The 26,051-nt window shown below is 41.1% G+C and carries 17 protein-coding genes and 1 pseudogene; 2 read left to right on the top strand and 16 right to left on the bottom strand.

Going from position 1 to position 26,051, the window contains the following annotated elements:
• Together FBD94_RS26185 and FBD94_RS25485 are read left to right on the top strand one after the other, a co-directional pair.
• A partial coding sequence (locus FBD94_RS26185; protein WP_205945321.1) for a hypothetical protein occupies positions 1–192 on the top strand: 192 nt, incomplete at its 5' end.
• A 566-nt stretch (positions 193–758) separates the two neighbouring features.
• Positions 759–1,088: a hypothetical protein gene (locus FBD94_RS25485; RefSeq protein ID WP_225874850.1), complete on the top strand. Its 330-nt coding sequence runs from the start codon at positions 759–761 to the stop codon at positions 1,086–1,088.
• A gap of 19 nt (positions 1,089–1,107) precedes the next feature.
• Here the strand turns inward: FBD94_RS25485 and FBD94_RS25480 are convergent, their stop codons facing one another.
• The 16 genes and pseudogenes from FBD94_RS25480 to FBD94_RS25410 all read right to left on the bottom strand — a co-directional run bounded on the left by FBD94_RS25480 (position 1,108) and on the right by FBD94_RS25410 (position 26,020).
• A complete protein-coding gene (locus tag FBD94_RS25480) occupies positions 1,108–2,367 on the bottom strand; it encodes a DUF2264 domain-containing protein (protein WP_131612688.1) in 1,260 nt (419 codons plus the stop codon).
• A 9-nt stretch (positions 2,368–2,376) separates the two neighbouring features.
• The gene (locus FBD94_RS25475; RefSeq protein ID WP_131612686.1) at positions 2,377–3,573 is read right to left on the bottom strand and encodes a glycoside hydrolase family 88 protein; all 1,197 of its coding nucleotides are present in this window, start codon (positions 3,571–3,573) and stop codon (positions 2,377–2,379) included.
• A 50-nt stretch (positions 3,574–3,623) separates the two neighbouring features.
• On the bottom strand, positions 3,624–5,066 hold the full coding sequence (locus FBD94_RS25470) for an alpha-L-fucosidase (protein WP_131612684.1): 1,443 nt from the start codon (positions 5,064–5,066) through the stop codon (positions 3,624–3,626).
• A 206-nt stretch (positions 5,067–5,272) separates the two neighbouring features.
• Positions 5,273–7,510, bottom strand: a complete 2,238-nt coding sequence (locus FBD94_RS25465) for an NHL repeat-containing protein (protein ID WP_136882315.1) — start codon at positions 7,508–7,510, stop codon at positions 5,273–5,275.
• Between the two features lie 71 nt (positions 7,511–7,581).
• On the bottom strand, positions 7,582–9,363 hold the full coding sequence (locus FBD94_RS25460; RefSeq protein ID WP_136882314.1) for an alkaline phosphatase family protein: 1,782 nt from the start codon (positions 9,361–9,363) through the stop codon (positions 7,582–7,584).
• 15 nt (positions 9,364–9,378) lie between these two features.
• On the bottom strand, positions 9,379–10,842 hold the full coding sequence (locus tag FBD94_RS25455; protein ID WP_169472413.1) for a M60 family metallopeptidase: 1,464 nt from the start codon (positions 10,840–10,842) through the stop codon (positions 9,379–9,381).
• A gap of 10 nt (positions 10,843–10,852) precedes the next feature.
• Positions 10,853–12,592: an alkaline phosphatase family protein gene (locus tag FBD94_RS25450; protein WP_136882312.1), complete on the bottom strand. Its 1,740-nt coding sequence runs from the start codon at positions 12,590–12,592 to the stop codon at positions 10,853–10,855.
• 18 nt (positions 12,593–12,610) lie between these two features.
• Entirely contained in the window at positions 12,611–14,206 is a 1,596-nt protein-coding gene (locus FBD94_RS25445) for a DUF5008 domain-containing protein (RefSeq protein ID WP_169472412.1), read from the bottom strand.
• 49 nt (positions 14,207–14,255) lie between these two features.
• Positions 14,256–14,999 (bottom strand): fasciclin domain-containing protein, encoded by a 744-nt coding sequence (locus FBD94_RS25440; RefSeq protein ID WP_235884656.1) that lies wholly within the window; start codon positions 14,997–14,999, stop codon positions 14,256–14,258.
• Between the two features lie 24 nt (positions 15,000–15,023).
• Positions 15,024–16,583, bottom strand: a complete 1,560-nt coding sequence (locus FBD94_RS25435) for a RagB/SusD family nutrient uptake outer membrane protein (protein ID WP_235884654.1) — start codon at positions 16,581–16,583, stop codon at positions 15,024–15,026.
• Positions 16,584–16,593: 10 nt separating this feature from the next.
• Entirely contained in the window at positions 16,594–19,740 is a 3,147-nt protein-coding gene (locus FBD94_RS25430) for a SusC/RagA family TonB-linked outer membrane protein (protein ID WP_225874847.1), read from the bottom strand.
• A 53-nt stretch (positions 19,741–19,793) separates the two neighbouring features.
• Positions 19,794–20,615 (bottom strand): annotated as a pseudogene (locus tag FBD94_RS25425) (DUF5007 domain-containing protein); the annotation flags it as partial.
• Between the two features lie 15 nt (positions 20,616–20,630).
• The gene (locus FBD94_RS26400; RefSeq protein ID WP_235884653.1) at positions 20,631–20,837 is read right to left on the bottom strand and encodes a hypothetical protein; all 207 of its coding nucleotides are present in this window, start codon (positions 20,835–20,837) and stop codon (positions 20,631–20,633) included.
• Between the two features lie 5 nt (positions 20,838–20,842).
• Positions 20,843–21,514, bottom strand: coding sequence for a fasciclin domain-containing protein (locus FBD94_RS25420; RefSeq protein ID WP_165503726.1), 672 nt, complete (start codon positions 21,512–21,514; stop codon positions 20,843–20,845).
• A gap of 4 nt (positions 21,515–21,518) precedes the next feature.
• On the bottom strand, positions 21,519–23,048 hold the full coding sequence (locus FBD94_RS25415) for a RagB/SusD family nutrient uptake outer membrane protein (RefSeq protein ID WP_235884652.1): 1,530 nt from the start codon (positions 23,046–23,048) through the stop codon (positions 21,519–21,521).
• An 11-nt stretch (positions 23,049–23,059) separates the two neighbouring features.
• On the bottom strand, positions 23,060–26,020 hold the full coding sequence (locus FBD94_RS25410; protein WP_131612663.1) for a SusC/RagA family TonB-linked outer membrane protein: 2,961 nt from the start codon (positions 26,018–26,020) through the stop codon (positions 23,060–23,062).
• Positions 26,021–26,051 lie beyond the last annotated feature (31 nt).

Raw genomic sequence — 26,051 nt, 5'->3', positions numbered from 1 at the left:
ACGTGCGACTTCCTATGGAATACAGAATATGGAAATGCAGGGGGCTATGGCAATTTTTACCGTAAACTTAAAAAGAATCCTAAAACTGATCTAATATTCAATAAATCTGAGTTAAATCCAGTCAATTGCAACCAAAATGCTTATTTATCCTTCGAAAAAGACAGGTATATATTGATCAAAAAATCAGTATAACGAAATCTCAACTTTGTTCAATAAAAAAAACGATCAAGTAAAAAACATGTTCTACTTGATCGTTCCTTAAGCTGGCTCATAAATGAGGAACTTTTTCAGTGCCCTCAACGCTTGTTGCATCCCCTTTTTTTAAGCCCCCATCGTCTCCGACATCATTAGTTAGTTTTCCTTTTGGAAGGTCTCGAAATGAGAAGGGAATAAGTAGGGCTAAAGTTGGGAATGAATAGGGGGTTGCTTTACCCTTGCCTTACCCTTGGTTTAGGGTTGCTTTACCCCTAGGGTAAGTCAAGGGTAAAGCAACCCCCTATTTTAGCACTACTTATTCCCAACTCATTAGCTACTCGTTCTTTTTGTCTTATACTGTCTCTTGTACTGATATTACTTGTTGATTTAGGCTAATTCCAACTAGCTTGAAGCTAGTTATTCCTGATTTTGTTTGTTTACCGAGGAAAACATTCCTGAAACCATTTGATTTTGAAAAATACTTTCCTGAAATCAGTTGTGACAAACCATTTGACGTAAGCGTTGTTCTTATATAAAAGAAACATAACATTATGGAGCATCCTATGGAAATGAATACCCTGAGTGAGATTTTAGAGAAATTGAGACTTAAAGGCCTTGACAAAGAAATAAAAATGACTGACCACGGCAAAATGCAAAGTGATCTGAAAATTTATAGTCCAGAAGATTTAACCATTATCAAAACATATCGTTTTGAAGGGGATTCCGATCCCGCAGACAATTCTGTTCTTTATTTGCTAGAAGATAAGGATGGACAAATCGGATATATCATGGACGCCTACGGAATGTATAGTTCACAGGAGAATACGGGGTTTGATGATTTCCTCAAAAAGATACCTACGGCCGATAGAGATTTACAAGAACTGTTTAGCTAAACAGTTCTTGTATTATATTTTAATAATCTACATGGTAATCCTTGGCAAAAGCCTCGCCAGCCCATGCCCGCTTACTTGTCCAGGCTACTGGTTTGGCAGTCCAGAAGTCATGACTAGCTGGCAATCCCAATGGTAAAAAAGACAATGTAGCCATGTATAAACTTCCAGTTGAAGTATAATAATCTGCTATTTCAGATTGGTGACCACAAAAACCTAGTTGCAACCAGTCATTTTTATCAAAAGTACCTGGTGTTCCGTACATGTTCTGCTTCACTTTAGTCAATGCACAACGTACCTGAGCGGGTTTAATGGATTCAGGTAGTTTTTCCATCAATGCAACCTGACTTAATGCCTGGAATGCACCAGTCCGGTAAGTAATAGATCGACCAATTGCAGGATAGGTTCCCTCCGGAGAAATCATTCGCTCCTGCCCTACGGCATAACGTTGCATACGTTTTAAAGCAAGATCATAGACTTTCTGTTCGACCAATTTTTTATCAGCCATCACCGCCAGGGTATCCACCATCATGGGATGGATCACAAAAGAATTATAGTAATCGAAGGCAAGGTTCGGGCCATCGCCATACCAGCCGTCACCTTTATACCATTCATTCAATTTTTTAGGCCCTTCATTTAGGCGTTCGGCATCATAATCTTCTCCAACGGAAAGCAGGAAGGCTTCTGTAATCGAACCGAATAACAGCCAGTTGCTTTTAAATGGTTTTCTGTTTCTTAATGATTTAAAGGCGCTAATGATCCTTTGTTTAGTTTCTGCTTCAAGCGGTTCCCATAATGCTTTTGGCGCTCTTAAAAAAGATTGCGCCAGGTAAGCAGCATCAACAATTGGTTGATAGTCTTTGGCGAAGTTTAAGGCATCTGGGCTGCCAGGTGCAAAACATTTATTCAAGCCATTAACGGCGTCGGCTCTTAATTTTTTTCTTGCTATCCCTTCTGCACTCTCATCATCGGGCAAGGCCAACCATGGGGCAATGCCGGCATAAGTACGACCTACTGCTTCAAGGTAAGTCACTGATAGCGAACGGGAATCGAAAGTAGGTGATTTTTCAACCGGCATATTTTTGATCAATGTACCATTGGCCAGATTACTGACTACAGGACTAGCAATTTTATTCAATAATTTCCACCAATACTCACGGTCGTTTATGGCATACCCTATCGATGTTTTTGACTTGTCTGTAGCGGCTAAAATATTTTTCGGACTCATTGCGCCAATAATTCCAGCCAATGAAAAAGCACCTATAAATTTTCTTCTTTCCATATAATTATGCTATAAATACCAGTTTTTGTAACGCATTAAAGCCTCTAAATAATAATAATCGGCATAAGTTAGAGGCACATCTACTTCTGACCTAAGCGGCAATGCACCTGTACTGTGCATCAGTAGAAAGCCTCCATTTTGGCCAGCCTTAGCACGATAAGCATCAGAGGATAGTGAAGTAATCATTTCCTCCGCAGCATCAATATAAACTTGAGCGTCTTTCTTTTCTGTATATTGTCCAAGCTCTAACAATGCTGAAGCAATCACAGCCGCAGCAGATGCATCCCTATAAGTATTTGGAATACCAGGGGCATCAAAATCCCAATAGGGAACTTTATCGGCAGGCATATTAGGATGGTTCAATATAAAAGAGGCAATGTTTTTCGCCAGGTTTAAATATCGCTTTTCTTTTGTAAACCTGTACATCATAGTATAGCCATATAAGGCCCAGCCTTGCCCACGACTCCATGCCGAAGCATCGAATGCACCCTGGGCTGTCCCCCTCTTAACCACAGCCCCAGTTTTCATGTCATAATCTACCACATGGTACGAGCTATAATCTGGTCTGAAATGATTTTTCATTGAAGTATTGGCATGGTTGATCGCAATCTTTTTATACTTAGCATCGCCACCATGATCAGTTACCCAAGCCAGCAATTCCAAATTCATCAGGTTGTCGATAATCACAGGCCCTTTCCATTTTTTACTGGAATTCCAGGATTGAATTACTTTTGCATTGGGGCGGTAACGTGTAATTAATGAAGCCGCAGCCGTATCAATTGTTGGTCTATATTTCGGGCTTTTAGTAATGCGGTAAGCATTGCCAAAACTGCAAAACATCATAAAGCCCAGGTCATGATTGCCGGTATAGTGTTTTTCCTTTTCCAGTGTGGCCAACCTCAATTCCGCTTCTTTTAAAGTAGTCGGATCTTTGGTATATTCATAAATATAAAGCAATGACCCCGGGTAAAAACCACTGGTCCACCATTTGGTATCACTGGTTTCGACCTTATTGGTTTTAAGATTATAAGTTTTTGGCATTACCTGCGCCGGGACATTTTTAGCGAGCACTTTATATTGCTGTTCGGCAAATCTAAATTGCTCATCAATGAGCTCTTTCATCTGCACCTTGTTCCCGTTTGCCTGCTGCGCACTGGCCAAACCTGCGGTAGCCAGTAAGCAGACAGTAAACAATAGTTTTCTCATAGTTTCCTTGTGTGTTCTTGTATTCCTTTGTGTGTATTTTGTTTTGGGGCTTATGTTTTCGCTTTGTCGTAAACATTACCGCTATTGTCCGAGCTGTTTTTTGTTTCTAAAACGATGACAAAAGGCTGGTCTCCGCCTTGTTTTTTAAGGTGAATAAAATACTCGTTGGTATGGATCTCCTCGGTTGATAAACTTTGTGTAGGCGTAGCCAATGCGTACGCCTTCGTAATGCCCATTTTTGCAGGTAGCTTTACACGGTAAGCGCCTGAAACTGGGGCATTGAATACAACCATGTACAGTTTATTGCCTCCTGTCTTTTTGGTGAAATAACCCCAATCTTGTTTTTCTAATCCGGCGTACTGGCAGTTGTAAATGGCTTCTTTGTTGATTTTCATCCAATTGCCGATTTGTGTTGCCAACTGTTTTTCTTCTTTTCTAATGGCCCCATCACCTTGTGGACCAAAATTGAGCACGAAATTTCCTCCCAGAGAAACAGACTTGGCAGTCATTTCGATCAGTTCATTGGCAGTTTTGATGTGTCCTTTCCAGGCCTTGTTATAACCCCATTGGTTTTCCGGCACAGTCATTACACAGTCCCAATCGTTGCCATGCACATCTTCTATTTTGTTCGGTAATTTACGTTCCCAACCTTGCTCGTAATCGCCCATTAACACGTTATTCGCATCGAAATGGCGCTTGCCTTTTTCATCTGCACGGAAACGACTTCCAATGATGAGTCCTGGTCTGAGTTTACGCATTTCCGTTTCCAGTTGATCTGCAAATTCAGCCTGTTTTACCCATGATTTATCCCAGGTTCCATCAAACCATAAGCCTTTAGCCGTTGGATACATGGTAAGCAGTTCTATCAGCTGATTGCGGGTAAATTGTTTAAAGCCCTCAAAGGCAACGCTATCTTCTTTTGTTTTGATGTCATAACGCCATCCCGGATGGTTCCAATCCATTACAGAGAAGTAAAGGATTACATCTATTCCTGCTTTATCATAGGCATCAACCAAAGGTTTCATAATGTCTTTTTTCCATGGAGAATTGGCAACCGTATATGAGGTATATTTACTTGGCCATAAGCAAAAACCATCATGGTGTTTGGTCGTGATGGTTACATATTTTGCGCCCATCTGTTTGGCTGTCGTCGCCCATTCGTCTGCATTAAAATTTACAGGGTTAAACTTGTAAATTAGCGAATCGTAAGTAGATTTCGGGATACCATTCCATGAACGGATCCATTCGGCAGCACCGTTATATTGTTTGCCATTCCATTCTCCGCCCGGGATTGCATATAAGCCCCAGTGAATGAACTGCCCTAAACCATAGCCACGCCATTTTTGCATTACCTCATCGGTACGTTTACCAATACGGTGACTACCGTGTTTTAATTCGATTTTAGCCGCAACAGGTGTTGCTTGCTGCGCTTTTATAGAAGCCGGACTAAACCATAGCCCTGTGCATATGCATGCGAGTAAGATCCTTTTCATTATTGATTTCCGATTTTATTTAAAGCTTTCCTTTTACCTTCTGTGACTTATCCAACATACTTAAGCCCAAGATCAACAAGGCATCTAAAACAGCCAACACCATGATATACCATTGATAAGATTCCATGTTTTAAGTTTTAAGCAGGCATGTATTCACATGCCTGCGGTTTGTAATTCAGGTCAGTTTTTATGAATTGTGCTTTTAATTATTGAATATCTGAAGACTTCATAGTCCTTAATCCATTACCATCTACGATATAAAACATCCCTGTATAGCCATCATAGTGAATTCCAATGGGGCCTGCAAATCTTGCTACATTAGCGGCTCCATCAATATATCCACTAGTAGAAGTACTAGTTACTCTAGTAAATACTGAAGCATTACCTTCCAGTTCAGTCTGCATAAAGGAAATGTAGTTACCTGTTGTGTTAGACAAGAACACTTTATTCGCTGGACTTACATACAATCCTCTCGGTGAACCCATATTCGTTTTTGACTGGCCCAAAACGGTAACATTATTATCTGACAAAGTTACTTTGCTAATTGCATTCCCGTTCCAACTTGCAACATAAACTGAATTTCCATCAGCACTCAGTTTTACACCCCATGGAATCTGGAATTTAGCCGCCGTTCCCACTCCTGCTGAAACACCCGAAGTAGAACCAGCAAGTATTGTAACCTGATTATTAGAAAGACTTATTTTCCTTAATCTATTTCCGCTCCATTCAACAACATACAGGCAATTTCGAGCCTGATCATAACAAATACCCGCTGGACGGTTAAATGTAGCGGCTGTTCCAATTCCATCTACCGAACTTGCAGTCCCACTACCTGCAATTGTTGTTACAGTAGCTTTATACGTTTGATCAAGCGCAATTTTACGTATTTTATTCCCGCCGCTTGAGTTGTTGTCTGTTGTATATAAATTCCCTTCAGCATCAATCGTGATCCCATATGGCGCACTAAACTGAGCAACAGCACCGTCACCATTAGCGGTTCCCGCAGTTCCTGTTCCGGCTAAGATGGTTGCATTTCCAAATCTATCTATTCGTAATATGCGATTTCCATTACCCTCAGTAACATATCGGTTGCCTAGTTTGTCGGTTACAATATCTTGAGGGGCATTAGCGCTCAAACCATTGTTCAATGCCAATGTCCCTACCTGCAAATTAGTTAATATAGGTTCCGGATATTTAGCAGCTCGCAGATCAAGAGAAAAATCTATAGCTTTCAGTGTGCCATCAGCATTGGCATATGAGATGGTTTTATCTGCAAACCGATCATCTCCTGTTACCGCAAATTTAAACTCCTCCCCAAAAGGAATGCTCATTGTCAACTTACCATTAGTCGCTATCGCGCTGGTTACAAAATCAGTAAATGTAGTTTGCCCTTTTTTTCTGTAACTTACTTTCACATTAGTTCCAAAGGCAGCTCTTTTATTATTTATGCCATACACAGCACTAAACACACTTAGTTCTACCGGAACTATAGGATTTTGAAGTTTAGATAATAAGGTTATTTCTCTGTTTTTCTCGTAAGCCAGGCGAGTAATATAACTGTCTGCCAGATAGTACAAATCATCATTTGTTTTCACCAATACCTCTCCGGAGAATGGGGCATTTAGGATTAATTTTCCTTTAACATCCGTTACACCAAGCAGTCCAATGTCCCTAAAATCAGCTTCACCAGTCAATCTTTGCCATACCGCAATCTCTACATCAGCCAATGGTGCTTGATTGTCTTTATCCAATACGGTAACTTCTAATGGTGCGGTTAAAGGCTTTAATTCCGTTTTTAGGGCAACCGTAGCTCCCCTTACATTTTTAAGGTTGGTTACAACTGTATCGGGAAAATACTTAATGGTATCGGCTACTGCCACCCTAACCTCATTTGGATAAGGAAGAGAAACCATCAATTTACCCGCAGCATCGGCATTTTCGGGGCCGGAAGAGAGCCATTCGGTTGTCTCCGGCACACGGCTACTGATAGAAAGCGCTAAACCCGAAATTGGAACTGCAGTTGTACTATTGGCTACTTCAATACTTAAAGTTGCCATTCCATATTTTGGCGTGGTATGTAATACTACACTACCCCCATTTTCAGTTACAAACTCAAGCGTTTGCTCTCCTTTATGGTAATAAGTCGTGTCTACTTCTATTTTTAGAAAATTTGGATAAGGAAGGATGTAACCACTGATCTGTCCCTTTTCATCGGTACGTACGGTATCAACCCTTACATAATCATCCTTTGGAGAGGTTTTACGACTAATGATCACCTTTACACCAACCACTGGCAGTTGATCATCATCGTTAAGCACAGCTATGTTAAGTGGTGCAGTCAACACCGGGTGTTCCTGAAAAGCATCAGTGGTTAACTTTCTGCAGGCCGTAAATACGACTAGCAAAATTATAACCTGAACAGCATAGTAAAAATATCTTTTCATACTGGTTTGTTTTTTGGTTCTTAATGGCTGCAAACGCTTTGTACTTGCAGCCAATGGTTCTTATTTTGATGCTATTTTATAAATTCAGACTCGAAGACCTCCAGGAATACCTTTCCATCAAGTTTCCAACTGTCTTCTACGGGCACACCATACCAGTAAAATAGCTGTGAGGCGACATCAGTATTCCTTAATGCAAACTGGTCTGGCAATATTGGAACGGGTGTTCCGCAGGTTGGTTTTTCAAGGAAACCCCAAGTGAAGTTGCCGGTTAGCTCTAAATCTTTACCATCGGCCAATGGGCTATAGTTTTTAAAATATGATAACCCGTCATTACATGGCCAATAGCCAATAAGATTGGTATAATAAGGATCAGTTGAGCTTACCCCATCCGCGCAGGCATCTTCAAGGATTTTACTGTCTGGCAAGGCGGTATTCCAGAAACGGATATTGGAAACACTTTGATTAGTGTTGGCCCCAAAGGTTCCTCCTGCGGATCTAAATCCGGCCCAAAGATCTATTGCATTGGACACGTCCTGACCTGTAATCTCCATTGGATTTGTAGCCTTAACCCCATCCTGATAAATCATGATGTACCGCTTACTGGCTAGCATATATATTTTAGCTGCCAATGTATACCAGCGGTTAACAACCATTTTTGGAGGTGCAGCAACACCAAGATCTGAAGATGCCGTTGTCTTTGTAAGCTGGGTGTTGGTTGGTAATTGGCTTCCTTTTATCACAAACCGCCAGGTACCATTAGAGCCGTTATGAACAAACCACCAGCCGGGGTTGGTATTAGCAGGACTACCAGATTTAAAAAAGATGGTAGAATTCTGCGTTCCAAAGGCATGTATTCTCAACTTGAATTCGATCGTATATTCTCCTGTTAATCCTAAATTATACATACTGGCATCTACTGCAGGTACATGAGCAGCAATTGCATCTGCTGAAAATTTAACGCCATCTATAGCTACCGGGGGAATGATCTCCTTAGACTTAAAGTTGGGGTTATAATAAAGGGTAAGTATATTTCTTTCGCGTTCACGATTAGCTACATCACCATATCCCTTTCCTGTGCCGCCATGCGTAGCCGTTACGACAACAAGCCATTCTTCATCTCCATAGGTTTTTCTGGCCTTAATTGTCTCCAACAACTCTCCAATATATCCGTCCGTTTTTAAAACTGCATCCTTGTATTCAGGAACATTTGCAGAGAACCCAAAATTAAGTCCCGCCTTGCTTACCTCGTTAAAGTTAACGATCACCAGGTCGTCGCTTAGCGATTTCAATTTAACGATGGCCGTATCTTTGGCAGCAATGTCATTAGCAACGGTAATAGGCTGGTCTGCATAAATTAACAATTTATTACTTAACTGCTGCCATGTTGTTATAGCCGACGATCGGCGGATTTTTCCTGATGCCTCCAACCTTTCAATTAATGTTGGCCATGAAGTAGTGGCATCATGCTCGTGTCCGTCGTCATTTGATGGGACTTCAAACGTATCGTCTACAATTCCATGTTTGCCAACTCCTACGCCTGTCATGATGTTTTTCCATGTTCCAGCGTCGCTGGGTACAAAATCGGCAAGTGCATTCCAGCTGTATTTGCTGTTAGCCAACATGGCGGTAATTTTAGGGGGGGCTATTGTTTTTACCTCGGCACCAGTGGCACCATCTATCACAACCAGTAGAACCTTTCTTCTTTTCTTGGCGACCCCTTGCGGTTCTTCATTTACGAAGGGTGGATCGAAATATTTCTTGCAGCCCTGCAAACTAAACAAAACCAATACCATTGCAATGGTTAAGGCAGTTAAGGAGCCCAGGCTAAGAGGAGATTTTTTTATATTTTTCATAACTTATATCTGCTTTTATTTAGTTGGATCGAACAGCCATACCTGTTCGGTTAACAATGGGAACTGTGCTGCAATCTTATTTTTGGATACCGTACTAACATACAGGCCCCATTGTCTCATGAAGGGCTCCATGTCTTTTTTAGTCCATTCGGAAAGCCGCTCGTAAAAGAAATCTTTTTGATCCTGTTCGTTCCCCGCGCCAAACCTCGCCATACGCGCCGATGTACATAGGTAAGTCATAAAATCGTATCCATATCGTTCAAAGATCTGAATGAACATTCCCATTCGGGCATCGCCTGAAGCATCGGAAAATTTCTTGGCCCCGAGCGGATTAGCAATCGAAGCAAAGGCTATAGTTGCTGGCATGGCGCGATAAATATTGCTGTGTTTATAGCCGTGTCTATTGGTGATTTTTAAAGAAAAAAGGTTATTCGATACCTCACCCAAATCAGACCAGCTCCAAACTGGGCCCATTTGCATGTTGTGACCAAGTTCATGATAGGTACCCCAGTTAGAGCCAACAACAAGGCTTAGCGTAACTGCCTGCTTGAAGTAATTGTCGGTTGCCATTGCAACCACCGGATATCCAGAATGTTGGGCACCTACACTTGGTTGAATATCGTGTACAATACGCCATGGCAGTGTAGGATTTCTGTTCCTTAAATCGCTGGTAGTTTCTGACAAACCGTACCATTCCCAATAGCTTTTCAAGATTTCCTCATCCCAGGCTGTCATTAAAGCTGTTGGACTTTCAATCGGAAATTTCGCCAATTTATTTACTGGCAGTGTAAAGATCATGCGCTTGCTGCGCAATTCGAACCATGGTACAGTAGTTTTAGCAATCATGGCCTTCCATTCGACATCAGTCGTTTCACCAAGTATAAAATCTGGCGATTTAACCGCACCACTAAACATAAGATCTACCTTTCGGCCAAGTGATCTACTAGGGATAATAAAGATGCTTCCCCCATACGGATTGCGAACATAATTTATTCCGGGAAACAACTGTACACGTGTAAAAATAAGGGGTGCACGCTGCAAGGGAGACTTACCCGTAAGATTGTCATCATGCGCTCCAATCTGCACAGTCAAACCAAAAGTATTATCAGGAACTTTGATTGTAATCAATTCCCCTGGAGGCGCATAAGTACCCGTGCTAAACCAACCCTGAGGGGCTACACTGATTCTCAGATCGCTGGATTTAACTTGTACATAATCTAGGTCTATAGTAACCTTATAATCCTTAAGTCTTGGTTCTTCAATACCTACCATGCCAGGAAATACCCTTGCGGCATTGAACTGAGACTTGTCTACTTTAAACATTGATGTGTCTAATACCAGGTCTACTGTATCTGCCGGATGATTATTGTCCGTTGTTCCTTCGGGATACTGAATACCATAGTTTTTGGTACAGCTCATCATCACCCCCAAAAGGAGTAACATCCCAATGCTTTTAAAAAGTGTTGTTTGTTTCATCATTTTTAGGGGATTAAGGTTTAACATCATTATAAATAGGTATCCAGGTTTTTCCATCCAACCCCATGTTTAGGCTTTTAATATTCATCCATCCATAGATGACATTGGGAATATCAATTCCATTCGGTATTCTGGTATAAATATCTTCGGGAAGGTCCACACAGAATTTTGGTGAATAATCACTGAATGCCGCCCACTCATATTTGTTTCTTAGTATGAAATCATTTTTGAAAGGACTTTGATCTTTGAAAAAACCACTAGATCCATCCGTTGCAGGCCAATACCCTATTAGGTTATTGAAGTAAGGATGCTTGGGGCTCATTGCTCCTTTACAAGCATAAGCAAGGATCACATTATCAGGTATGGCGACATTAAAGATTTTTATTTCGGTAACCAGTTGTTTTGTTGTATTTCCAAACCCAGATCTGTATCCAGCCACCAGTTCTTCATTGTTATTTTGATTTGCTCTGGTGGTAATATCTACTGGATTTGCATAAGCTTTTACCCCATCTTGATAGATCATCACCCATCTTTTGTTGTTTTCGGTATAAATTTTAAACCCAAGGGTATACCATTCACCAACTTCAAGCGCAGGTTGATTGGAAACCATATATGATGCCGGTATACCGCCGAATCGCCAACCGCCGTTGATACCTGAATGAATAACCCACCATCCTGTAGTGGAGTTTGCTGGGCTACTTGTTTTAAAAAGAATAGGGGCATTACTTGAACCCGTAGACCTTCTGAGTACTTTAATTTTAAATTCAACCGTAAAGTCGCCTGTTGTACCAAAATTATATTTAGCCGCTTTATCAGCAGGAATATTTGCGGTAGAATCATTTGCCAATGGCACCGCTTTTCCTTCATAAGGTAATTCTGTTGTATTTGGCTTTGCGTAGTATTGGTATGAAAAACGAGGGTTGTAAAAAATGGCAAAGCTGTTTAACAAAGGATTGCTAAATAAAGTCCCGTCATTTTGACCCGGTGGTACATTCAAGCTACCACCACGGTTTGAAGCCACAACAACCAACCAGTTTTCCTTCTCGTAATTCTGGCGTTGTCTTAAGGCATTCATAGCCTCACCGATGTAAGCATCAACGGTTAACACCGCAGTGCTGTATTGAGGGATGCTGGCCGCGTATCCGTATTGCTGACCCGCACGCTCAACTCCGTTAAACTCAGCTAACACTACACTAGCCTCTTCATTTTTTAATTCGGCAACGAGTGCTGTTTTTACCGCAACATCATCATTATTGAAATTTTGGTTTACATCAGCATTGCTAACCAGGTTTTGACTAAAGGCAAGTGTAGCCGAAAATGCGGCGGTACGCAAATTTGCGTTGTTCTGTTTGATATGCTTAAAGAACATCGGGTAATTTGCCAGATTGTTCCCTGTAAAATCCGTCTGCGTTACTTTATGCTTTGTTTTATTTACTCCGGTAAGCATATCGGCCCAGCTTGTTGAAGCTAGCCCATTAGCATCACTTACACCACTAAAAGTTTGCATGGCATTTTCGCTGATCTCGGTTAACGTAGGTGCCTGAATCGTATTGATAGCCGAACCACGCGCACCATCAATAATGATATATAATACTTTTGGTACCCTGTTCCCTTGCTGCTCCTGTCCTTTCTCGGAAAGGTCTAGTTTATTGTCAAAAGCTTTATTACAGGACACGATGGTAAAGAGAACCAAAGCAATTAGCGACAGGTTCAATCTCCGTGTATGTTTTTGATATAGTCGAGTTGTAGTCATTTCTTTAAGTATTAATGGTTATGGACGTAAAATGAACCTTACAATGTTTCCGGCAGCTTTATTGTCGAATTTGGAGATATATCCAACCATCACTACAGCTGGGAAGCCCAGTGGCGATGTAGTTTCATAGATATCATTCACTATTCCTTCGAACATCCCGGTGTTGTTATAGCCTTCAGCCAGGGTACCATTGGCATTCAAAATCATAAAGCCTTGTCTAACGATGTCGTTATACTTATTGAAAGTTCCACTAACCAGAATCTTTCCATCTGATAGCTGTGCAGCGAAGCCGATGCTTCCACCTTCCAGTTTACCCAATCTAAAGGATTCATCAATCGTTCCATTACTATTCATCATCGCTACGCCATTGGCTGGTTTTCCGTTGAAGGTTTTAAATGCACCACAAATCAGGTACTTGCTAGTAGTTGAATTGTAACGAATGGCAACTATTGCACCATCTGCAACTGCCTGAAAGCTTGGATCGACCATTCCATTATTGTCAACACGTACAATATTATTTGCACCAATTCCCTGGAATTTTGTAAAAGCACCAACGATAATTACCTTACCATCGCTCTGCATGGCAGCATCATAGAAATATCCATTAGGTCGTTCGTAACTGGATTTGGTTGCTGGGTTATAATTATAGGTTAAATCCAATGCGCCACTAGGTTCCATCCTCAATAAATTTTCCATTGGCATAAAGCCTAACACTTTGGTGTCCCGGGTTGAACGCTCATAAAAGTGCTCGTAATAACTACCAAAACCACCTACAGCAATCACCTTATTGTTATAACTAAACACTCTACTAACCGGCCCCATTAATGCTCCATTAAATGCGGCAACAGTATCGAAGCTATTTTTAGGTTGCAATGGGGTTAAATTAACCACCTCTACAATCGTCGAATCCAGTGAACCATTGGCGTTTAACCTGGTAATGTTTCCAATACTTTTCCGGTTATTGAAAGTGCTAAATGCACCACCCACCATGTACTGGCCGTTAGTTAGCCTAACCATAGAGGTTAAACCGCCCCCGGCTCCGGCACCAAAAGCTGCCGTAGGGATGTATTGTCCATCAGGAGAAGTAAGCACAATGCCACTAATTGGAATCTTTTTAGAAGTACTTTTTTCGTAATCTGTAAAATAGCCCATCAGCATCATATTGCCATTGTTTAATGGTATAATTTGATTGATGACTCCGTTTGTCCCGATCAGCGTTTTGAAGGTCGGATCTATCCCGGTTTTACCGGAAACGGTAAATTCCGGACCGAAGAAAATTTGCCCATCAATAACAATGGTAAGTCCACCAGAGCTGGCCCCCACAGGAACTTTCAGCTTAATGATTTTATCTGTAACCTCGGTAACCGTTGCTTCGGTTTCATTCAAATAGCACTTAATTTTATCTTTATATGGTACCAATCCTGTGATCTGGTAAACCACATCAATACCACTAGCCCCTGAAGCAGGCTTAGGCAGCGAATTAGAAAAACGAATGCCTAATGGTTCTTTTCCTCCTGCATACGGATCGATTTGTAGATCATTGCTTTTTTTGCAGGAAGAGAATCCAACAAGCAGCATAATGCACAGGAAACACCACTTTTTAGTATTCATCATTTGATTTTTATTATTGATTTTATACAACATATTTTTATCTCCTCTACAGTTAATTTCCGATACCATTTTCAGTCGCTAACGATACAAACCTTCTCGCACTGAACCCGAAATAATGATTGGTAAATTTGAGCGCATGAACAATTCCATTTGTTGGGTTAATGTCTGAAGAAGACACCAGTGTATTTATCCATAAGCTTTTAGGCTTTGAAAGATCCGGAATGTAGGAAATCATGAGCTGACGATAACCTGCATACTTAATGGTAACCTGGTCTTCTTTGGGCCCATTTACGGCGTCGTGATACACCACACCAATGTTCATCGGCATATTGTTAAGCGCCAGATAGCCCTGTCCAGAATAGGTGTCGAGTGCTGCAGTATCCACTTGTCTAAAATCCTTTAAGCGGCTGGTTCCTTTAAAGACATACATGGACAATACCTCTTTCCAGACTTTTGGTTTAATATCAGAGAGTGTTTTGACTGTATCCTTGCCGGTAAAATAGAGATAGAAATTAAGCTCCCTGATGCTTGCGCCAATACAAGGATCTGGTGGGGCAAAAAAAGTAATGTTTTCATTTTTGAATACATCTTCCATTCCAGCCAGTTTAATTACTTGAGCAAGGGTATCAAAGTGCAATGGCTTTGATTCGAGGTACTGCATAATGTTGCCATCAAACTTGGCATTGGTTATTCCCGTGTCTAAATAATGTGCGTTCTTTTTACAGCCCACAGCAATACATAGTACTGCTGTCATGAGTACAACAAGTCCGGTAATGCGATTTATATTTTTATACATATCTGTTTTGTTTAATGATTAAACCTATTGCCAATAGTTGTTAAGTACCATGTATGGATTATTGGTTAGTGCTTTACTGGCAATTGGCCAGGTCCAGGCACCTGCAATAAATGCTGAGTAAGCCATTGGGCGATAGGAGTACTTTGGATCCATAATTCTTTTAGTGCGGACCAGGTCGTAGTAATAATGCCCCTCACCCATTAGTTCCTTACAACGTTCCCAATAGATAGCGTCTTTAAGTTTACCGTCGCCAGGGTTTGCAGGGAATAGGTCGGCACCAGCTCTTGAACGGATACGGTTTAAAAGGTCTTGCGCACGTCCATCTTCTCCGCCCAGCTCTGCCAGTGCTTCTGCATGGAGTAGAATCACATCTGCCAAACGGAAGATGATCGGGTTATCATCATCTCCTTGTGTGGGAGCTGCACGGTTAAAGAACTTATAGATTATGCCTTTCCCTGATTCGTCGTAAATGTCAGCGATATCAAACCATATGTTTTTACGTTTATCAGTTGCCCCTTCCGGGTATATCATTTTCATGTAACTGCTACGATAGGCGAGCTCACTAACAGTTCTGTCGGTAGAGGTTAAGAAAGGCAAATGTGCCACACTATTAGAAAATTTATGTCTACGATCTACACTTACTTCACCATAGTTACTACTCAATTGAATTTCGAATAAGCCTTCCTGAGAACGACCAAACATCACCAGATAAGTTTGTTCGATTGGCAATAAAGCATAGGCACCTTGTTCGGCCATTCCTATGTTTTCAATATCAAGACCCAGCTCATCTACGGCTTTGTAATAGGTTAAGGCACTATTTGGATCAAAGCTGGCACACCACATGTTCATGTGCATCATCAAAGCATCGGCACTGCCACGCATTGCTCTTACAGCACGGTTTGCAGGATCTTTATAAGTCCAGGGCAGGTCATCTTTTACCTTTTGTAAATCTTCTATGCAGCTTTTAAATACGGTTACTAGCGGAGTACGACCCAAGGGAACCTGGTTATAGGCATTGGTGTAATAAGGTACATCACCATACAGCCTAACCAGGTAGAAATAAGCCATACAACGCATAAATACAGCTTCGGCACGGTACTGTTTTTTCATTTTGTCACTAAAAGCAGGATCATCAATACGATCTACCTCTTTGTACAAAATATTGGCCGACTGCACCACTTTATAAAATGGAGTCCAATCTGGGATCATATCGTAACGTGCACGAGCCTGATACCATTCCAATTCGGCATTATAACCTGGTCTGGTACGTGTTGCATCTGCTGCCAAAGTTCTCTTCAGGTCGTTACCCGACATATAATCGAAATCATATCGCTTGGGAAAGGTCCCGCCGGCCTTGGTTGGGGCATTGCGAAAATCGCCCGTAGCCAGCAGGATGTTAGACATGGTTGCTGTACGGAACAGTCTATACACATCTTTCGTAAAATCTTCTGCGTCTTTTGCTGTTTTCCAATAATTGTTGCCTGAAAGGCTGGTTACTGGTTCAACATTTAAAAACTTTTTACAGCCTGGATTTGCAATCAGCACCACCAGTAAGGGAATAATATATAAGATCCTTTTCATCATCAATTTCATTTTAGAACTGTACATTTAAACCAAGTGAGTAACTACGTCTACTTGGATAACCTTTAGAGTTATCGCGGCCCAGGTCCGTCACGTTTTCAGGATCAGGTCCGGAGTAATTTGTGAATGTATACAGGTTATTTCCTGTACAATAGATCCTCATAGAGGTAATACCTAAGCGTTCCGCGAACTTCCTATCAAAAGTATAAGCCAGTGTGAGCGTATTGATTTTCAGGTAAGATCCATCTTCCTGGAACAAGGTCTGATCAAAGCGGAATGGCCTGTAGATATCGTAACGCGGATAGTCATAAGGATTTGGATACATCGCATTGCTTGCTGCTGATCTCCAATAATCGTATCTATCTAAAGGCACTAAGTTGTTTTGTTTAACGGGATCAGCAAAATTCTGGAATCGCTCTGCTAATGCATTGTTTAAAATGTCTCTTTTTAAGGTATAAGACATGTTTAGGTTCATGGAATAGTTTTTATAAGAGAAAAAAGAGGATATCCCTCCGGTAACTTGTGGAAAGGAGTTACCAGCAATAACCAGATCTCGTTCGTCCAAAATATAATCGCCATTAATATCCGCCCAATGTGGATCACCTCCCTGGAAAAAAGTAGTATTTTTTCCGTCGCTAGTGCGATACCGCATCCCAGTAACCGGATCTACTGCCACATCATCCGTACTTGCATACACCCCTTTGGTGTTGTAAAGTACGTTCGACAAGCTGTTTCTACCCAAGCGGTAGAGGATATTTTGTTTGGTTGCCTCATCGGTAATAACGATAGACCGCACGCCATCCGGCAGCTTGGTTAATACATCTTTATTGATTGCTCCATTGAATGAAACCGTCCAGTTTACCTTACTTTCTTTAGCCAATGGGCGAACGGTCAATGACAGTTCATAACCATAGTTAACCAGACTAACTTCATTGGTTTTAATACTTTCGAAAGCATTGTGATCTGCCAGTTTTTTGTCTCTTAACTGGTTATCAACCATTTTATAATAAGTATCAAAAGTAATCTGGTATTTTCCATCCATCAAACCTAATTCAAGACCGGTATTGAACTGGGTGGTAACTGTTGGGGTTAACAGCGTATTGGGCAGTTGTTTGAAACCTAAACCAATGGCTTGAGATCCGTTATAGGATCCGCTATAGTTATAGGCACCAAAAGCATCAAATACGGTACCTGCCGGAACAATGTTTTTACCCCAGCTGGTACGTATTGAACCAAAATCTATCCATTTTATGTTTTTGAACCAGTTTTCTTTGTTAAAGTTCCACCTTACAGCTACCGCCGGATTTTTAGACCATGGCACATCCGGGCCACTACTCGATAAACCATCGAGGCGGAATGAAGCATCTATTACATATTTTTTATCGAAATTGTAAGAAAATGAACCAGCTATCGCTGCTGATCTTGAATCTGCATAACTATTTAAAATACCGCCCTTAGAGTCGGCAGCATTAAAACCTCCCGGTCCCTGATACTGATCACTTGGTGTACGTACCTGGTTAATTACCTGCGCCTGGTAGTTGCGAATGTACATCTCGCTGAAAACGAAGAAATTTACGTTATGGAAATTATTAAACGTTTCCGTATAGTTAACCATGTTACGATTGTACAGTGTGCTTTTGCGATCGCTATAGGTATAAAGACTTGATTTGTTATTATTTAAGATGGCCGGCTTAAAGGTATCTTCAGTACCAGTGTTGTAATCGTAGTTTACGGTACTCGTAACAGCTACTGTCTTAAGAAATTGGTACCTGGCCTCCAGATTGGTTTTTATGTTCCCGGATTTGTTGTTATTATCTACAATCATTACCCCGGTTGCATCTCCTGCCCCACTAAATAAAGAAGGTGGCGGTAAAAGTGATGACGCCGAACTTCCGCTGGCCACACCTCCTTGCTGTACGCCATTTCCACTTCCCTTTTTACTGATACCCAGTGCCGTAGACACGTTGGTAAATAATCGAAATTTCTCGTTAGGCTGATACAATACGTTCATCCCCAATGAGTATCTGGTTAAGCCTGTATTTTCGACAATGCCATTTTCATTGTAATAACCGACGTTTACTTTGTAATTGAATTTCTGATCACCACCGGATGCATTGATATTGTGTGTTTGGTTAAGGGTGGTTCTGTAAAAAACGCTTTGCCAATCGGTTGAGTTGTTGTAAAATGCATTTAAACTATCGGCCAAAAAAGGTGTATTGTCAATTAACTGTCTCGCATCATATAGACCTTTTGCATAATTATAGATCTGCCATAAGCGCATATCACGTTCTGTTTTTCCACCAATTACTTCTTTCAATTTCGGTGGGGTGTTGACAAAGAAGTTAGTGGTGTATTGGATGATCGGGGTTTTAGATTTCCCTCTTTTGGTCGTAATTAAGATTACTCCATAGGCACCCTGAGATCCATATAATGAAGTTGCCTGTGCATCTTTTAACACAGAAACCTCTTCAATATCCTCTGGTGGGATCAATGAAAGTGGGCTGATGCCCGGACCACCTTGAGAAAAACCATATTCGTAATTTGAGTTGGCATCTAAAGGCACCCCATCAATTACAAACAATGGAGAAGTTGGTGTTAGGAAGGCATCACTACCTGAACCCTGGATATCTATACTGGATAAACCACGGACGAAGATTGATCCGCGTGCGCCGGGACTACCAGTATTATTCTGAATATTTAAACCAGCCACTTTACCCTGCAGTAATTCCATTACGTTGGCTACGGGCACATCCTGAAGCGCCTTGCCACTAATGGTGGTGATTGCTCCGGTAGAGACTTCTTTGGTTTTTGCAGAATATCCTACAATTACAACCTTATCTTCGAGGGTATTTGTAGATTCCTGGAGCACAATACGCATACTTTGCTTATCGTTGGCTTTTAGTTTTTGTACCTTAAAACCGATATAGGTAAAGGTAAGCTCCGTGTTTTCGGGTACGGTAACTGTAAATGAACCATTACCTGCGGTAGAACCTACCGATTTAAGGGGATTACCCGTAGCAATATTTACACCGGGTAATCCAAGGTTAGTTGATTTTTCAAATACAATACCTTTTACGGTTACCATCTTTTGTGCATACGCCATTGTTCTGGAAGTAGAGACCAGGATAAGGAGCAGTAAAAATTTAGAAAGGTACTTCATAGTCCTATTTTGTTTTAGCGTGTTCAGCTTAAATCTATTTTGATCTGTGTACATCATTCATTTTCGAATCTTGGGTTATCCCGGTTAAACCAAAAAATGATTTCCCAATCTCCCTGCTGGTAGATGTTGAAGTTGAAAAGAAATCCAGCGATCTGCTTTATACCCCCAAAACCCAGGCGCTCATAAGCAAAAGAGAGAGAAGCCTGCTTACCATCAAGGGTAGTATATGGTGTTGGAATAGATACCAATGGGATTGGATAAGCCACCTTATATCTTACATAGGTGTCTGTTTTCTCCATATCGAAACCATGTACCAATGTATTCCAATTGGTTAGGTTAAATTTGTTTGGATTAATTGCATTGAATACTGTATCCTGAAAACGAAAGGTTAATGAGTTTCCTTCTCCTACCTTTTTCATATAGACGTTCATATCCATTGGCATTAAAACAGTATTTGTACGCTCTCCAATCATATTGAATATTCCCGTTGGCGTAATCTGTCTATTTAAATCTCCACCCGTGATTGGGTCTTTAGAGTTTGGCTCACTAGCCCTTTCTTTATAGGGTTGCAGCTTCATATTGTTAAAATACCTGCGACCGCCATTATTGGTCACTTCTACATCGAAAGTATATCCAGAATCTGGAAGGGATGTTAAAATCCGGTCATTTGCCGCCGCCCACATAATAAACTCTCCTGAGTGCTCTCTGATCTCAAACAGTGGATGTTTTTCAACAACTCTCTTCCCTTCAATTTCGGCCAAAGTTTTCTCCGTTCCGGTATAAGCCTTTTTCCAAACCAATACATCGAAAGGCTTGATCAGCTCGGGAGCAATTAGTCCATCGCTATTTCTTGGGTTAACAATTTTGAAGGTTAGTGGTAAGGTAGAGCTTTACGCATCAAAATTATTGGACATTAAGGTTGTACGTCCTAACACGGGCATGTACACCGTTTGAGTAAATCGTGCCTCCGTATTAAATGTATCGCGATCTGTAGGAAGGAATTTTTTACAGGCGCCCAGCAATCCGATCAGCAGAATTACAGGGGCTATGGCCAGTGTATATTTTTTATTTATCATGATCTTGGTAACTGAATTCATAATTATTATTTATTGAGCCTAAGGGTAAATTCACTAAACCCAAATTCATGTGAGGGCGTGAGCACATGGATCACCGCATTATGCGTAAAAATGTTTACCGCCTGCGTGGTTGTTCTTTGCCATTCTACGATATACTGAGAACCTTTAACATCGCTGTATTTGATGGTTTTTGGGCCACCATGTACAAAGCCATAAGCATTTGAATTGACCTCCATGGCATGCATTCCATAATCGTATTTAATGGTTTGCATAGATGCACCATCAGTAAGTAGTAAACTATCAGTAGAGAACCTGCCACTGATAAAATACCTATTCAATAGTGTATCGAGCTGATCCAAATTGGCATTACCTAAATTTATATTGGACTTTTTCTGTGTAGTACGCAGGTTATTGAGGTTTAACAACGCCAATGTAAAACTGCGGTTGGTTGGAGCAAAAATGGTAAAGTCGGACGGCGTAATTAGCGTATCTTTTAGCCAGGTAATGCGATCTGCTACTTTTAGCAGTGAATCGTATACTCCTGGCTGCGCCTTTAAGTACTCGTATGCATTGCCATCAAATTCGTTAACCTGATTATCGAAATCATAAGCTCCTTTGTCCTTTTTACAGGCTAAAACAAATAGCATTGCTGTAAACAGGATCAACAAACCTTTTATTAAGTGTATATTCTTTTTCATATGATTACCTCCAATATTCGTTTTGAACCAGTAAAGAATTGCGGCTAAGGACATCCTGACTGATTGGCCAGAAAATCCCGTTGGTACTGATTAATTTATTGAATTGCGTATCGCTCTTTTTAATTCGGTTATAACGTACCTGGTCGTACCATCTCCAGCCTTCGCCCATGAGCTCTCTTCTGCGTTCCTTAAATATGGCATCAAGGACTCCCGAATTAGGACCTGTATATCTAGGTAACCCCCTTGAAAGACGTACATTATCTAACGCATCTATTGCCGGATCCATATTGTCTAAAACAGCCATGGACTCCGCATATAGCAACGCAATCTCTTCCAAACGGGTAAAAACGATGGCAGAGCTGAACAGCCCGAGCGAGCCATCTGTTGAAGCATTACGGATACATTTAACTTTACTAAAGATGGTATTGGAGCTGCCAAACCCGGTAAAATAATCGGTTACGGCTCTACCATTAGCAGCGTTTATGGAGAAACGTTCATCTTTATCTTCATCAAAAATCGATAGGATTGTTTGATCAGGCATAAACATTTGGGGTACTGGTCGTACCACAAGCGGTGCAGCAAGGGTAAGGTCTTCTATGTGTCCATCAAGACTAGCCTCCCTATCGCTCCAGGCAAAGGGCAATCCAAAAATCTGATTGGTGTTTTTATCGTAAAAAAAGCCATCTACCCTAGTTAGCAATGCCGTGGTCATATAACTTGAACCAGCTTTGCTTGCATTGTCAAGTACAAAACGCGCATATCCCGATGCATCTATATAACGTTCGTTCCAAACTGCAACATGTGCCAGAATAGCATAAGCGGAGACTTTAGTTAGCAATACACCATTCCAGGCTGCAATTCCTTGTCCGTAATACAACCCCGGAAAAACGGGATCAAATATATCCCCGTATTTGTAAGGCAAATCTTGTACTGCTTTTAACAGTTCACTTTCGGCATAGCCCAATACGTCTTCTTTTGGCGTGCGTTTGGCTTGTTCAAAAGAACCATCGTTAACAGATTTAATTAAGGGCACATCACCCCAAATACGGGTCATGTAGAAATAGGCGAAAGCGCGTAATGCATGCATCTGGGCGATATCAACCTGGTAATTTTTTTCGGTATACTGCTTATCCAAAGCCATCACTTCGTGTGCACGATCGATAAAGAGATTGGCACTGTTGATTACGGCATAAAACCTTCGCCAGCTGCTTAATGACTGTACAACTGGATACGGTGCATTTAGATTGCTGCCTATAATTGCTTTCAAATCTAGTCTGGAAGTGGCCTGAAAATCGCCATTACGCAATTCGCCGTAAAGCCAGTGTGCGTTGTTATCAGCCATTGCTGCTCTTAGTAAACCATAGGTTCCCAGCAGTGCCGAACGGGTATCGGTAATTGATTTCCAGTTGTTTTTTTCGTTTACCAGGTGTGTTGAATCTATATCCAACTTTTTATTGCAGCCCGACATCAGCACCGTCAGGATTAATGCTCCTGAAAAAATGCGGAAGAAACTTATTTTTGTATTAAACCTCATATTTTTCATATCTATAAATCAACCTTAATACCTAATATGTATGTTTTTGGCATGGATAATCCGTAGCCTGTATCAATGCCTGTATAGCCAACAACTTCAGGATCACCACCTGTATATGGGGTAATGGTAAATAAATTGGTCGCGGTCATGTAAACCAGGAATTTACTTTGCGCTCTTTTTCTTGGATTTAAGAAACTGAGTCGAGCCAGATCGTAGCTTAAGGATACGGAGCGTAATTTTAGGTATGATCCGTTTTCAATAAAGATATCCTGATCCGAACGATACGACTGTACGGCACTCCATGGATTGTATACCGGATATTTTGAGGCATCAAAATTAGTTTGCCAAAAAGTAATCTCATCTACAGCGGCAATGTCGTTCGTTCCTTTTCTGTTGATGAAGTCGAAGCGACCGGCAACGGCCTGATTGAGGATATTACGACCAAGGGCAAAGTAAAAATTGAAGTTCAATCCAAAATCGCCATAAGTAAACTGGTTGGAGAAATTACCCGTAAACTTAGGGATGTAATTACCTAGTGGTACTTTATCAGATTCGTTAATGGTATAATCGCCATTCAGGTCTTTCCATCTTGGATCTCCACCATGGAAAGGCAATCCTTTATAGTTAAAAATCTGAAACGTTTTAGGATCTACAGGTACTTCTACATCCGAATTAAATACGCCATGGGTTTGCAATACCCAGAATTTGTCTATAGCCTGACCTACTACCAATTTCTGCGTTCCAATAAGGATTTCAGACATTCCGCCAGGCAAGGCTTTCAGTTTATTTTGGTTATAGGCAGCATTGAAACTACTGGTCCAACTCAATTGACCTTTTGTTCCTTTCAATACCTCGGCTTGCAGGATCAGTTCAGCTCCGCTGTTGTTTACATCCATCCCACTTTGGTAAGCGGCTGTGTAACCCGACTCGGCATTTACCGGCATAGGCAACAGCATACGGTTGTTATTTTTTGAATATAGCTCGAAACGCGTTTGCAAGCGGTTGTTAAAGAAGCCTGCATCTATACCCACATTTGTTTCTTGCACGTAAGACCATGGGATATCATAACCAATCCATCCTGTAGTATATGGCCTGGACAACGTCCCGAACCCTCCGTAAGAATAGAATGCAGGATTTCCAGACCAGCCTAGGTCTACATTATATTGAGGACCCGCGGCAAAATGATCATCTGAAATTAGCTTCCCTATACGGCTCCATGATGCAGATAGCAATAGTTTAGAAAAAGTTGAATTGTCTTTTAATAAAGTATTTTTCAGGTTATAATCTGCACTGATTGCCGGCGAAAAGAACCAGCGTGCGCTCGGCTGCATATTAGAAGAACCGTCGGTACGGGCTACAGCCGTAAGGCTTAAATCTTCCTTAAAATTATATGTGGCCTTGGCATACAACGAGCTCAGGTTAGATTTCTGACGATCGGTAAAGCGCGAAACAATAAAATCTTTAGGAAGCAGGTATTGATCGCTTTTAGGATCTCCGTTTACCACATTGATCTTGATGTAATCACTTGATCCTTTGTAGCCAAATGCGTAGTTGTATTTGTTTACATCAGCCTGGAAGGAATGGCCTGCTTCGAGGTTTAAACTTTGTTGCTCGTTGAGGTGATATTTATATCTCAATATATTATCAATCACTACACGTTGGTTGTAACCAAAATAATTAGAGACAAAATTGTTCCCATCAAACATGGTTGAAGGGTAAAACACATCGCGTAAACCTTCGTTATAGTCGAAGCCGATACGGGAAATAAAATCAATATCTTTTATTTTGGCATTTAGCGAGAAATAACCTTGAACAGCGTTGTTTTTATTCTTATCTATTGCTCTGTTTTTGTATTCATCTAATAAACTACCGTAAATGAGTTTATTGGGCGATATGGGGCTTGAAAGATCAGGAACGTATTGCATTTCGGCAAAACGATCTCTGAATGACTTGTTTCTATCTCGATCGAGCCTTGTGGCATTGATCATGCTGGAAACTGTAAGCCATTTTAATGGCAACATATTGATAAAGAATGATGCTACGTATTTATCTAGCTTGGTATCATCTGCATTTCCGGCACTTTTGGTGTTTCCTGCGAAAAAACGGAAGTTTGAACGGCTTGTCCCCCCTGTTATGCTTCCGTTAATGTTGTGTACCGGGCTATTTTTATAGTAAAGATCTGTCCAGTTGGAGGGGCCGTAATAATTTTCATTGGTCGCATCTCTAAGGTATGCCGGATAATTATCCATGTCCGCTGGGCTGGCGAATTTATTATAAAATGGCATCCTAAAATCATTTTCGTTTTTAGCATTGGCAGGTGTTACCTGATCTTTCTGCACCATTCCATAATAACTATTGAAGCTGATTTGGTTCAATCCTTCCTGCGCATTTTTGGTGGTGATAAAGATGGCTCCATTAGCTGCTCTAGGCCCATAAACTGCTGCCGCAGCGCCCCCTTTAATTACATTGATGGATTCTATATTATCTAAATCAATGGTAGAAAGTAGATTGGTTGCCGGTCCAATGGGCAGGTAGCTGAACCGTTGCACATCGAACATAAAGGGATTATCCTGAATCAGCGGAATACCATTGAGGTATACTGTAGGCTGAACCTGATAAATGTCTTTTCTGGATAAGAGCGGCATTGGCAATCCTCTAATCATCATGCTCTGTTCTGTTGTACCAGGTTCGCCGCTGGTTTCTTGTACGTATACTCCGGCTACACTGCCTTTAATCACTTGCTGAAGAGAACTAAAGGGAATCAGGCCTAATTGTTTTAAAGGCAATGAATCGACATTCTTTACTGATACAAAGCGTCTCAATTTTACGCTTCCGGAATCCGCTGCCACCGTATCCTTTTTGGAACGACTTGTAGTATCCTGAAAGCCGAATCCACTTAGCGGAAAACCAAGACCAACAAGAAAAAAAGACACAAGGAGACATTGACAGGGGATTAGTCGATGTTTATTCATACATGTTTGGTTTAGGTATTACTTAGTTTGT

It is taken from the genome of Pedobacter hiemivivus (assembly GCF_005144565.1).
Lineage (GTDB): Bacteria > Bacteroidota > Bacteroidia > Sphingobacteriales > Sphingobacteriaceae > Pedobacter > Pedobacter hiemivivus.
This window is presented reverse-complemented; position numbering and strand designations above follow the sequence as displayed.